The sequence below is a fragment of the Bordetella genomosp. 5 genome (genome assembly GCF_002261475.1).
GTDB lineage: Bacteria > Pseudomonadota > Gammaproteobacteria > Burkholderiales > Burkholderiaceae_B > Bordetella.
Genome location: NZ_NEVN01000003.1, coordinates 1 through 11,921, shown reverse-complemented (window position 1 = coordinate 11,921; position 11,921 = coordinate 1). Strand labels below are relative to the sequence as shown.

Annotated in this window: 9 protein-coding genes; 5 read left to right on the top strand and 4 right to left on the bottom strand. The window is 67.4% G+C overall.

Features of this window, described 5'->3' with window-relative positions:
* The first annotated feature begins 257 nt into the window (after positions 1 to 257).
* Genes msrB through CEK29_RS05900 form a run of 4 tightly spaced genes read left to right on the top strand, consistent with a single transcriptional unit; the run spans position 258 to position 2,352 of the window.
* Positions 258 to 659 carry a peptide-methionine (R)-S-oxide reductase MsrB gene (gene msrB, locus CEK29_RS05915; RefSeq protein ID WP_094798770.1) on the top strand — a complete coding sequence of 134 codons (402 nt, stop codon included), beginning with the start codon at positions 258 to 260 and terminating at the stop codon, positions 657 to 659.
* The gene (locus tag CEK29_RS05910) at positions 656 to 1,246 is read left to right on the top strand and encodes a septation protein A (RefSeq protein ID WP_094798769.1); all 591 of its coding nucleotides are present in this window, start codon (positions 656 to 658) and stop codon (positions 1,244 to 1,246) included. The genes msrB and CEK29_RS05910 overlap by 4 nt, the downstream gene beginning before the upstream one ends.
* A 4-nt stretch (positions 1,247 to 1,250) precedes the next feature.
* Positions 1,251 to 1,559, top strand: coding sequence for a BolA family protein (locus CEK29_RS05905; protein ID WP_094798768.1), 309 nt, complete (start codon positions 1,251 to 1,253; stop codon positions 1,557 to 1,559).
* Between the two features lie 16 nt (positions 1,560 to 1,575).
* On the top strand, positions 1,576 to 2,352 hold the full coding sequence (locus CEK29_RS05900) for a peptidylprolyl isomerase (protein WP_094798767.1): 777 nt from the start codon (positions 1,576 to 1,578) through the stop codon (positions 2,350 to 2,352).
* A 139-nt stretch (positions 2,353 to 2,491) separates the two neighbouring features.
* On the opposite strand, the gene ligA is transcribed toward CEK29_RS05900, so the two are convergent.
* Genes ligA through smc form a run of 3 tightly spaced genes read right to left on the bottom strand, consistent with a single transcriptional unit; the run spans position 2,492 to position 9,296 of the window.
* Positions 2,492 to 4,594 (bottom strand): NAD-dependent DNA ligase LigA, encoded by a 2,103-nt coding sequence (gene ligA / locus CEK29_RS05895; protein WP_094857597.1) that lies wholly within the window; start codon positions 4,592 to 4,594, stop codon positions 2,492 to 2,494.
* The gene (locus CEK29_RS05890) at positions 4,594 to 5,721 is read right to left on the bottom strand and encodes a cell division protein ZipA C-terminal FtsZ-binding domain-containing protein (RefSeq protein WP_094857596.1); all 1,128 of its coding nucleotides are present in this window, start codon (positions 5,719 to 5,721) and stop codon (positions 4,594 to 4,596) included. The genes ligA and CEK29_RS05890 overlap by 1 nt, the downstream gene beginning before the upstream one ends.
* A gap of 44 nt (positions 5,722 to 5,765) precedes the next feature.
* Entirely contained in the window at positions 5,766 to 9,296 is a 3,531-nt protein-coding gene (gene smc, locus CEK29_RS05885; RefSeq protein WP_094798764.1) for a chromosome segregation protein SMC, read from the bottom strand.
* Positions 9,297 to 9,551: 255 nt separating this feature from the next.
* Here smc and lplT point away from each other — a divergent pair, with 255 nt between their 5' ends.
* A complete protein-coding gene (gene lplT / locus CEK29_RS05880) occupies positions 9,552 to 10,868 on the top strand; it encodes a lysophospholipid transporter LplT (protein WP_094798763.1) in 1,317 nt (438 codons plus the stop codon).
* Between the two features lie 221 nt (positions 10,869 to 11,089).
* Here lplT and CEK29_RS05875 read toward each other — a convergent pair whose 3' ends face one another.
* Positions 11,090 to 11,815, bottom strand: coding sequence for a uracil-DNA glycosylase (locus CEK29_RS05875; RefSeq protein ID WP_094798890.1), 726 nt, complete (start codon positions 11,813 to 11,815; stop codon positions 11,090 to 11,092).
* Positions 11,816 to 11,921: the final 106 nt, after the last annotated feature.

Here is an 11,921-nt window from a genome sequence, read left to right as displayed (position 1 = left end):
AAGAGTATCAAATTGACGGCGCTCCTCTCACCCAGTATCTACCCTAACACTTTGATGCAGCCGTCAAGCAAATGCATTCGATAATGGCGAATTCTTACCGTAACGCCAGAAGACGTCTCTAAGGGGAAACCCCGGTTAGCACCAGGGCTAGTGCTCAGACGCCCGCTCAATCTCGATTAAGATGAGGCCCTCGCGGAATCCGAACGGGCGCGCCCCGGCGGATCGAACCAAATCGACAGGGGACACTCTAAGAAGCTATGGATAAAGTCCGCAAAACCGACGCCGAATGGCGCGTCCAGCTCACGCCGATGGAATTCGCGGTGGCCCGCGAAAAAGGCACCGAACGCGCCTTCACCGGCCGCTACTGGGACACCTTCACCCCCGGCATCTATCGCTGTGTCGGCTGTGGCACGCCGCTGTTCGCCTCCGACACGAAGTTCGACGCCGGCTGTGGCTGGCCCAGCTACTTCGAGCCGATCGACCCCGCCCGCGTGCGCGAAGAAACCGACACGACGCACGGCATGGTGCGCACCGAAGTGCTGTGCAACATCTGCGACTCGCACCTCGGCCATGTGTTCCCCGACGGCCCCGAACCCACCGGCCTGCGCTACTGCATCAACTCGGTCTCGCTCAAATTCGAACCGCAGGGCGACGAATGAAGAAGTTTTTGTTCGACCTGTTTCCGCTGCTGCTGTTCTTCATTGCGTACCGGTATGCCGACATCTATTTCGCCACCAAGGTCGCGATCGCGGCCTCGGTGCTGCAGATCGCGTGGCTGAAGATCCGCGGCAAGCCGATCGACGCGATGAACTGGGTGAGCCTGATCGTGATCGCGGTCTTCGGCGGCCTGACCATCTATCTGCACAGCGACACGTTCATCAAATGGAAGCCCACGGTCCTGTACTGGCTGTTCGGCGGCGCCCTGCTCTTTTCGCGTTACGTGCTCAAGCGCAACCTGCTCGAGAAGTTCATGGGCAAGCAGATCACGCTCAAGTCCGCGCACGTCTGGGACAAGCTCAATCTGATGTGGGCGGCGTTCTTCGCGGTCGCCGGCGCGCTCAACCTGTACGTCGCCTTCTCGGGCGCGTTCACCGAAGAGCAGTGGGTGAGCTTCAAGGCGTTCGGCCTGCTCATCATGACCTTGCTGTTCGTCGTGGGCCAATCGTTCTGGCTCGGCCGGCACCTGGTCGAGCCCGCCGAAACCGCCGGCCAGACGCCGGCCATCGACAACGACAAGCCGCGCTGATTCCATGACCTCCGATACCTCCCAGACCCCGCTCGATCCGCTGGATCCGCTCGACCGACTCGAGATCATCCGGGCCCGCCTCGCGCCGCTGGCGCCGTTGCGGCTGGACATCGAAGACGAGTCGCACCTGCACGCCGGTCATGCCGGCGCGAAGGGCGGCGCGGCCCATTATCGCGTCGTCATCGTGTCCGACCAGTTCACCGGTTTGCGCCCCGTGGCGCGCCATCGGCTGGTGTATGATCGTCTGCAAGATCTCATGCCCTTTCCCATACATGCGCTGGCACTCGATGCCCAGGCACCCTCTTCCAAGTAAACCCCAAAGGAAATACATGAAACGCATCGTCATGCTGGCCGCGGCCTGCGTCATCGCCGTGCCCGCTTTTGCCCAAAACGTGGCCACGGTCAACGGCAAGGCCATCCCGCAGGAAAACCTCGACGAATTCGTCAAGCTGCTGGTGAGCCAGGGTGCCACCGACTCGCCCCAGCTGCGCGAGCAGGTCAAGCAAGAGATGATCAACCGCCAGGTATTCGTCCAGGCCGCCGAACAGCAAGGCATCGCCAAGAAGTCCGACGTCAAGACCGAGATCGAACTCGCTCGTCAGGGCATCCTGGTTCGCGCCCTGATGGCCGACTACCTGGCAAAGCACCCGGTCACGGATGCCCAGGTCAAGGCCGAGTACGACAACGTCAAGAAAGAGCAGGCCGGCAAGAACGAATACAAGGTTCGCCACATCCTGGTCGAAGACGAAAAGACCGCCAACGACCTGCTGGCTCAGCTGAAGAGCAAGAAGGGCAAGTTCGAAGATCTGGCCAAGAAAAACTCCAAGGATCCCGGCAGCGCCGAGCGCGGCGGCGATCTGGGTTGGGCACCTCCCACCAACTACGTCGCCCCCTTCGCCGAAGCGGTCACCAAGCTGAAGAAGGGCCAACTGGTCGACAAGCCGGTGCAAACCCAGTTCGGCTGGCACGTCATCCAGGTCGAAGATACCCGCCCGGTCGAGTTCCCGCCGATGGATCAGGTGCGCCCGCAGATCGAAGAGATGCTGCGCCAGCAAACCCTGGCCAACTACCAGAAAGAACTGCGTGAAAAGGCCAAGGTGCAGTAAGCCCCTCGCCCTCACGCAAAAACGCCCGCGATCTTCGGATCGCGGGCGTTTTTGTTTGTGCGGACGGCATGTTCGGGTGCCGATGTCTCAGCGGCAGTGAGAGCGGCGGAGCCACCCCGGCCCGCCGATCACGGATGCATCAGGCCATCCCCAGCAGCGCCTTCAAGCCGTCTTCATCGAGGATCGCCACGCCCAGTTCCTGGGCCTTGGTGAGCTTGCTGCCCGCGTCGTCGCCGGCCACGACATAGGCCGTTTTCTTGGACACCGAACCGCTCACCTTGCCACCCGCCGCCTGGATGTGACGCGTGGCCTCCTCGCGCGTCCAGGTCGGCATGGTGCCGGTCAGGACGAAGGTCTTGCCCGCGAGCTCGGTGCCTTCGGCGGCCGCCTCCGCCTCGGGATGCACGCCCTTCTCGGCCAGCGCCGCGATGATCTCGCGATTGTGCGGCTCGGCAAAGAAACGATGGATCGAACCCGCCACGACCGGGCCGACGTCCGGCACGGCCAGCAAGGCCTCTTCGTCGGCATCCATGATGCGTTGGATATCGCCGAAATGCCGCGCGATATCGCGCGCCGTGGTCTCGCCCACGTGCCGGATGCCCAGCGCGAACAGCAGGCGGCCGAGCGCCGGCTTGCGCGCGGCCTGGATGGCCGCCACCAGATTTTCGGCGGACTTCTGGCCCATGCGGTCCAGGGTCGCGAGCTTGATGGCATTCAGGCCGTACAGGTCGGCAAGCGACTTGACCCAGCCGTTGTCCACGAGCTGATCGACGACCTTCTCGCCCAGCCCTTCGATGTCGAGCGCCTTGCGCCCCGCGGCGTGCAGCAGGGTCTGCTTGCGCTGCGCGCCGCAGAACAGCCCGCCTGTGCAACGCGCGATGGCCTCGTCCTCGAGCTTCTCGATGGCCGAGCCGCAGACGGGACAGGCTTTGGGCATCACGAAATGTGCCGCGCCTTCGGGACGCTTTTCGAGGACAGGACCGACCACTTCGGGAATCACATCACCGGCACGCCGCACGACGACCGTATCGCCGATGCGCACGTCCTTGCGGCGAATCTCGTCTTCGTTGTGCAGCGTGGCGTTGGTGACCGTGACACCGCCGACGAACACGGGCTTGAGCCGGGCGACCGGCGTGATGGCGCCCGTGCGTCCCACCTGCACCTCGATGTCGAGCAACTCGGTGGTGGCCTCTTCGGCCGGAAACTTGTGCGCCAGTGCCCAGCGTGGCGCGCGCGAGACGAAGCCGAGCACGCGCTGGGCCGGCAGCGAATCGACCTTGTACACCACCCCGTCGATGTCGTAGGGCAGATCGGCGCGCAGCGCGCCGATGCGTTCGTAGAACGCCATCAGGCCCGCGGCGCCCTCGGCCTTGTGGTTGTACCTGACGTTGACCGGCAGCCCCAGGCTCGCCAGCCAGTCCAGCATCTCGCCGTGGGTATCGTGCGGCAGCGTCGACACCTCGCGCGCCGCCCCCGGCACCGGCTCGTCGAACCGATCGCTGGTGGTACGGGCCAGGCCCTGGACCTCGCCCCAGCTATAGGCGAAGAAGCGCAGCGGCCGCTGTGCGGTGATGCGCGGATCGAGCTGACGCAGACTGCCGGCCGCGGCGTTGCGCGGATTCACGAAGACCTTCTCGCCGCGCGCCGCCTGCCGGGTGTTGAGCTTTTCGAACTCGGCGCGATTCATCAAGACCTCGCCCCGCACCTCGAGCACGCGCGGCACGTCGCCCTTCAGCTTGAGCGGAATGGCCTTGATCGTGCGGATGTTGGCGGTGACGTCTTCGCCGGTCTGGCCGTCGCCTCGCGTCGCGGCCTGCACCAGCACGCCGTCTTCGTAGCGCAGGCTGATGGCCAGGCCGTCGAGCTTGAGCTCACAGAAATAGCGCGGCGCTTCGGCGGGACCCAGCAGGCCCGCGCCACGCAGCGTGTCGCTCACGCGTTTGTCGAAATCGGTGACGTCGTCTTCGGCGAAGGCGTTGCCCAGCGAGAGCATGGGCACGGCATGACGCACACTGCCGAACTCGGCCAGCGGCGCGGCGCCGACCCGCTGCGTGGGCGAATCCGGCGTGACGAGCTCGGGGTGCTCGTCTTCGAGCGCCTGCAGCTCGCGCATCAGCGCGTCGTACTCGGCGTCGGTGATCGAGGGCTCGTCGTGGACGTAATAACGGACGTTGTGCTGTTCGATCTCGGCGCGCAGGCGCGCCGCCGCCTCGGCGGGCGGGGGGGACGACGCCTTGCTCATTACGCAAAGACCCGTTGCGAGCGCTCGCTGCCGGCCGGCAGGCCGGCCTCGTCGAGCTGCGCGAACAGCACCTGCAGGCGTTCGTCGATGACCTTGTCGGCCCCTTCGATCAACCCGCGGCCGGAATCGTCGACCAGCTCGGCGCGCAGACGCGCGGCCAGATCACGGCCCACGTCGACCATGCGGCCGAAGGCGCGCGGATCGGCGGGGCTGCACGGCACGTCGAGCAGCAGCGTGAGGCGTTCGATGCCGCCCATGCCGGCGTCGAACGGCGCGCCGTCGGTACGCGAGAGGGTGAAGCGCACGGCACCGGTATCGGTCAGCCACGCCAGACGCGGGCCATCCGAGGCAAAGCCCAGCTCACGCGCGACGTTCATGACTTCGGCGGCCGGCTGGGCCGTGCCGAGCAACAGCGTCAGGCCGACCTGGGTATCCAGCGCGGCGCAGGCGGCGTCGAGGCGCCCGGCCTGTTCGACCACCTGTTGCTGATCGGGGCCCTCGATGGTCGCCTCGAAGCGTTCGGCCAGATCCTGGGCGCGCGCCCAGGCCTGCGACCACTCGATGGCGGTCAGCGGGCCGCTGCGATTGGCGAGCAGCACGGCCAGCTGCAGCGAGGCGTAGGATTCGTCGCCGTGGATGCGGGCACGATGGCGGCCGCGATCCGTGCCGGCGAAGACACGCACCGGTTTGCGACCGATCTGGCGCAAGGACTGGGTGTACGGCAGCAGATCGGCGCCGCGCACGGGTTCGGCGAAGTGGATCTCGATGACCACTTCGCAGGCGGGATCGGGTTCTTCCGCGTCGTCGCGCTCCGGCTCGGCGGCCGCCTGCGCGGCACTGGCGTGCACGGCGCCCGCCGCCACCGCGCCGGCGGGCATGCCGCCCGGCGCCGCGGACGCGCTTTCGCCGACGCCCATGCCGGGCTCACGGCGCTGCGCCGGCGTGGGCGCGGCGTGCGCGCGCGCCGGCGGCGTTTCGCCCGCGCCCAGGAGCGGATCCTGTTCGGTCGAAGGAAAATGCACCTGCATCTTGCGGCGCACGCGGCGGTCCTGCCACCAGTTGAATCCCAGCACCAGCAGGATGAGCAGCACGCCCAGGGCAATCAACCCGATCTGCAAATCACTCATGTATCAATCCCACGCCCGGTTGGGGCGCCTTTCGTTCAGTCGGTTTATGCGGCTTCGGCGGCCATCTGCACGGCCGAATCGATGTCTACGGCAACGATACGCGAAACGCCCTGCTCCTGCATCGTCACACCCACCAGTTGCTTGGCCATCTGCATCGCGATCTTATTGTGCGAGATGAACAGGAACTGCGTCTGGTCGCTCATGTTGCGCACCAGATTGGCATAACGCTCGGTATTGGCGTCGTCCAGCGGCGCGTCCACCTCGTCGAGCAGGCAGAACGGCGCCGGGTTGAGCTTGAACAGCGCGAACACCAGCGCGGTCGCGGTGAGCGCCTTTTCGCCACCGGACAGCAGATGAATCGTGCTGTTGCGTTTGCCCGGCGGCTGAGCCATCACCTGCACGCCCGCGTCGAGGATCTCGTCGCCGGTCATGGTGAGTTTGGCTTCGCCGCCGCCAAATAGTTTCGGGAACAGCTCGCCGAAGTGGCCGTTCACGGTATTGAAGGTTTCCTGCAGCAGCTCGCGCGTTTCGCGGTCGATCTTGCGGATCGCGTCTTCGAGCGTCTCGATCGCGGTGAGCAGGTCTTCCTGCTGCGAATCGAGGAAGGTCTTGCGTTCGCGCGAGGTGCTCAGCTCGTCGAGCGCGGCCAGGTTGACCGAGCCGAGCGCGTCGATCTGGCGCGAGATGCGGCCCACCTCGGACTGCAGCCAGTTGGCGCGGCGCCATTCGTCCGGCAGCGTCGAGAGCTCCTGGGCCAGCGTGTCGCGATCGACTTCGCGGGCGTTCAGTTGCTCGGTGAACTGCTCTTCGGCCAGGCGCGCGGCCTGTTCCTGCAGCTGCAGCTCGGTGATGCGGGCACGCAGCGGTTCGATGTTGCGCTCTTGGGCCAGACGGTCTTCGTCGGCGCCGCGCAGCAGCGCCGCCAGATTGTCGAGCTCCTGGCGCGCGCGCGTCAGGGCTTCCTCGCGCTCGGCGCGCGCTTCGAGCGCGTCCTGGAGGCCGGCCTGGGTCGCGGACGCATCGAGGTCGACTAGCTCGCCTTCGAGCTGCTGCAGCTCGACGGTGGCGCGCTGGCTTTGATCGGCGGCGAGCTGGCGGTTGCGCTGCAGATCGGTGATGCGCACCTGCACGCCGCGCTCGGCGAACTCGGCCTCTTGCGCCGCGCGTTCGAGCTCGCGCAGGCGGGTGCGGGCCGCCTCGGCCTGCGCCGCCAGGCCTTCGCCGTCGATTTCGGCGTCGGCGAAGCGGGATTGATGTTCGGCCAGCTCGGCGTCGAGCGTTTCGAAACGCGCCTCGGCGTCTTCGCGGGTGGCGCGCAGGTCTTCTTCCTGGACGGCCAGCTCTTCGAGGTCCTGGCGCAGCCGCGTGGCGCGCTCACCGGACTGCTCGGCCTGCTGCTGCAGGCGGGAATGCTCGAGCTGGATGTCGTGCACGCGGCGGGTGACCTCGGCGACGCGCTGGCGCGCCGGCGCGAGCGCCTGGCTCACCTGCTGCCAGGCGGCCTCGGCCCGCGCCACGTTGCCCAGCGCCTGGTCGGCGATGAGCTGCTGGGCCTTGATCTCGCGCTGCAGGTTTTCGATTTCCTGTTGGCGTGCCAACAGGCCCGCCTGCTCGGAATCGGGCGCATAGAAGCGCACGCTGTGCGCGTCGATCAGATGGCCCGCGCGCACCACATAGGCGCTGCCCTCGGGCAGCGTCGAGCGTCCGTTGAGCGCCTGGGTCACGTCGGTGGCGGTATAGATGCCGCGCAGCCAGTCGTTGAGCAGCGTGCGCAGATCGGGATCGGTGATGCGCAGCAGGCTCGCCAGCGGGGTCAGGCCCGCCGGCGCGGCCGGCGCCGGACCCGCGGCCGGGGTCTGGTAGAAGGCCAGACGCGCGGGCGGCGCGTCGTCGGCGAAGGCTCGCGCCCAGTCGAGGTTGCGAACCTCGAGCGCCGCCATGCGTTCGCGCAGCGCGGCCTCGAGCGCGGGCTCCCAGCCCGGTTCGATGTGCAGCTTCTGCCACAGGCGGCCCAGGCCCGCGAGCTCGTGCTTGGCGAGCCAGGGCTCGAGCGCGCCCTGCTTCTGGACGTCTTCCTGCAGCTTGACCAGCGCCGCCAGCCGGGCTTCCAGGCGCGCGAGCGCCTGGGCGTCCTGCTGAGCGGACGACTGGGCGCGGCTGCGCTCGGCGTCGGCTTCGGGCACACGGCCTTCGAGCTCGGCGAGCTCGGCCTGAGCCGTCTCGAGCTGCTCTTCGCCCGCATAGCGGGCGCCGGCCAGCTCTTCGAGCTTTTGCGGATCGGGCGTGTGCAGTTCACGCAGATCCTGCTGCAGGCGCTCGCGGCGCTGCTCCAGGACCTGCAGTTGGCGATCGGACTCGCGTTGGGTCTGGGCGGCCAGCGCGAGGTTTTGTTCGACGCGGGCCAGCGCGGCGCGCATCTCGTCGCGGCCGCTGGCGGCCTCGCGCACCCGTGCCTCGATGGCGGGCAGCGTGGCCTGCGCCTCTTCGGCCACCGCGCGCGCCTCTTCGGTGCGGGCGGCGCCGGTGGCGAGGTCGTCCTCGGCCTGGGCGATCTGTTCGGTGCAGTGTTCCTGCTGCGCGTTCCATTCGTCGATCTGCGCCAGCAACTGCTCGCGGCGTGCGGTCAGGCGGTTGCGCGAGTCCACCACGTGGCGGATCTCGGCCTCCAGCCGGCTGACCTGGGCGTTGGCCTCGTAGAGCTGGCCCTGGGCCGCATGCACGGCGTCGCTCGCGGCGTAGTGGGCCTGGCGCCGGGATTCGAGCGCTGCCTCACCGGAACGCAGACCGGCGATGGCGGCTTCCAGATTGTTCTGGGCCTGCGCCATCTCCTGGGTTTTTTTGTCGCGCTCGATGCGCGCGCCGGATTCTTTCAGGAACCACAGCGCAAACTGCTTTTTCTCGCCGTCGGCCTGCAGCTCGCGGTACTGGCGCGCCACCTCGGCCTGGGCCTCGAGCTTCTCGAGCTGGCTGTTCAGCTCGCGCAGGATGTCTTCGACGCGGGTGAGGTTTTCGCGCGTGTCGGACAGGCGGTTTTCGGTCTCGCGGCGGCGCTCTTTATAGCGCGACACCCCGGCCGCCTCTTCGAGGAACACCCGCAGCTCTTCGGGACGCGCCTCGATCAGGCGGTTGATCATGCCCTGGCCGATGATGGCGTAGCCACGCGCGCCCAGGCCGGTGCCCAGGAAGATGTCGTGGATGTCGCGCCGGCGCACCTGCTGGTTGTTGACGTAGTAGCTGCTGGTGCCGTCGCGGGTCAGGACGCGGCGCACGGCGATTTCGGCGTAGGTGCTCCACTGCCCGGCCGCCCTGCCTTCGCTGTTGTCGAACACCATCTCGACCGACGCCCGGGCCGCCGGCTTGCGGTTGCCCGAGCCGTTGAAGATGACGTCCTGCATGGATTCGCCGCGCAGCTCGGAGGCCTTGGCCTCGCCCAGCACCCAGCGTACGGCGTCGATGATGTTCGACTTGCCGCAACCGTTCGGCCCCACGACCCCCACCAACTGGCTGGGCACGGGGATGACGGTGGGATCGACGAAGGACTTGAAGCCGGCGAGTTTGAGCTGGGTAAGGCGCACAGTACGGTGACGGACCGGGTAGGTTGAACGAAGAGGCGTTGAACGGACCTGCCGCGCAAATTGGCAAACCGGCCTCGAAAGGCCGGTCTGGATATGGGTCGTATGATACCCCAGCCGCGTCGGCGGCATGACCAACGGCGCTCGAGAGCGCCATTGCGTCTCCACCGGGCGTGAGCGGACGCTATACTCCCTGACAAATTTGGCGATCAGTCCCAAATCCATACAACGCCGGCACCGGCACCAGCGGGGATATTCTTGAAACGCGGGTTTTATCTGGTCATGGCCGCTCAGGCCTTCTCGTCGATGGCAGACAACGCATTGTTCATTGCAGCAATCGCGTTGATACTGGAACTGAGTGGACCCGACTGGATGGCGCCGATGATGAAATGGTCATTCGCGCTCGCCTACGTGGTGCTGGCGGCCTTCGTCGGCGCCTTCGCGGATTCCTACCCCAAGGGCCGGGTGATGTTCGTCACCAACGCGCTCAAGGTCGCCGGCTGTCTGCTGATGTTCTCGTACGCCAGCATCGGCGTGCCCCACGAATACCAGATCTACCTCGTCGTCGGCGCCTACGCCCTGGTCGGCATCGGCGCGGCCGCTTACTCGCCGGCCAAATATGGCATCGTCACCGAGATGCTGCCGCCCCATATGCTGGTCAAGGGCAACAGCTGGATCGAAGGCCTGACCGTGCTGTCCATCATCATCGGCACGGTGCTGGGTGGCGCGCTGATTTCGCCCAAGGTGTCGCAGCTGCTGCTGTCGCATCCGACGATCGGCACGCTGGTGCACACGCCGGCCGAAGCCGCCATCCTGGTGATCGCGGTGGTCTACCTGCTGGCCGCGCTGTGCAATCTGATGATCCCGAACACGCACGTGCGCTATCCGCCGCAACAGAAAAACCCCATCAAGCTGATCCGCACGTTCGGCGGCTACGTCCGGGTGCTGTGGCGTGACAAGCTGGGCCAGATCTCCCTGGCCGTCACCACCCTCTTCTGGGGTGCCGGCGCCACGCTGCAGCTGATCGTGATCGAGTGGGGCCGCAGCCACCTGGGCTATCGCCTCGACCAGGCCTCCATCCTGATGGGCGTGGCCGCGCTGGGCACCGTGATCGGTTCGATTCTCGCCGGCCGTATTCCGCTGCGCCGCGCGCTGAGCGTGCTGCCGGTGGGCGCGGGCATGGGCCTGGTGGTGCTGCTGATGCCGCTGGTCTATTCGCCCTGGAGCGTCTATCTGCTGCTGCTCATCACGGGCGGCCTGGCCGGCTTCTTCGTGGTGCCCATGAATGCCCTGCTCCAGCATCGCGGCCATGTGCTGCTGTCCGCCGGACACTCCATCGCCGTGCAGAACTTCAACGAGCAGCTCAACATCCTGCTGATGGTCGCGATGTACACGCTGATGCTCTGGCTCAACATGCCCATCAATGCCGTGATCGTCGTGTTCGGCCTGCTGGTGACCGTGCTGATGCTGGTTTTCATGCGCTGGAGCCGCCGCAACCTGGCCCGCGACCCCGAGCTGCAGGAGCAGATCGGCCAGGAAGGCCACGGCCAGGCGCTCGATTCCGTGCGGCACTGAGCGCCAGGCGAACCACCACTTTCTTCAACAGAATCAATGCATTGGCGGCCCCTCGGGGCCGCCAATGCCATTCAGGCCCGTGCGATCGCGATACGGACACGAGGCCAGTCCCGCGGTCACGCCGGGGCGCTCGGGGGGCAGGCGCGAACGGGCGAGGCGGCCAGGGCGGCCGGGCCGTCAGGCGCGAGCGGCCGGGGCCATCGACCCGCCCCCGCCCTGCCTCAGGGCTGGACCGCGAGCTGCAGATCCTGCCAGGCGCGCGCCTTCTCGACCGGACTGCGCAGCAGATAGGCGGGGTGATAACTCACCACCAGCGGGATCTCGACGCCTTCGTCGGTCTTGAGGGTATGAACCCGGCCCCGCAGGCTGCCGATGGTGGCTTCCGTCCCGAGCAGGGTCTGCGCGGCGAAGCGGCCCAGCACCAGGATGCGCTCCGGCTTGAGCAGCGCGATCTGGCGCATCAGGTACGGACTGCAGGCGGCCACTTCTTCGGGCTTGGGATTGCGGTTGCCGGGCGGACGGCACTTGATCACGTTGGCGATGAACACGTCCTGCTCACGGCTCATGCCCACCGACGCCAGCATCGCATCGAGCAACTGCCCCGAACGGCCGACGAACGGCAGCCCCTGGCGATCCTCTTGTTCGCCCGGGGCTTCGCCCACCACGAGCCAGCGCACCTGCTGCTGAGCGCCGGTGCCGAACACCGCGTGCTTGCGGCCCTCGCACAGACCACAGGCCGTGCAGGCGGACACCAGACCTTCGAGCTCGGCGAAGTCGGCGCGGCCGGCGCGGGCCGCCACCTCGCGGGCACGCTCGGCCGGGGTCGGCTCCGCCTCTTTCGAGCTGGCTTCGACGGGCGCCGGTTTGGGCGGCGGACCGCTGCGCACGGGAATGCGCGGTCGCTCGGTAGCGGACGCCGCGGCGCCAGCGGCGGGCGCGGGTGCCACGGCAACGGAGGCGGCAGCGTCCGGCGCGGCCTCGGCCACCGGCGGCACCACGATCGGCGCGCCGGCGCCCGGCGCGTCGGCGCCCGGCGCGCCAGCGCTCGCCGGC

Bases quoted from the DNA above. Each gene is read 5' to 3' on its own strand.
- CEK29_RS05910 (WP_094798769.1), top strand. From the start codon at position 656: ATGAAGAAGTTTTTGTTCGACCTGTTTCCGCTGCTGCTGTTCTTCATT.
- CEK29_RS05900 (WP_094798767.1), top strand. From the start codon at position 1,576: ATGAAACGCATCGTCATGCTGGCCGCGGCCTGCGTCATCGCCGTGCCC.
- CEK29_RS05905 (WP_094798768.1), top strand. From the start codon at position 1,251: ATGACCTCCGATACCTCCCAGACCCCGCTCGATCCGCTGGATCCGCTC.
- ligA (WP_094857597.1), bottom strand. From the start codon at position 4,594: ATGAGCAAGGCGTCGTCCCCCCCGCCCGCCGAGGCGGCGGCGCGCCTG.
- msrB (WP_094798770.1), top strand. From the start codon at position 258: ATGGATAAAGTCCGCAAAACCGACGCCGAATGGCGCGTCCAGCTCACG.
- CEK29_RS05890 (WP_094857596.1), bottom strand. From the start codon at position 5,721: ATGAGTGATTTGCAGATCGGGTTGATTGCCCTGGGCGTGCTGCTCATC.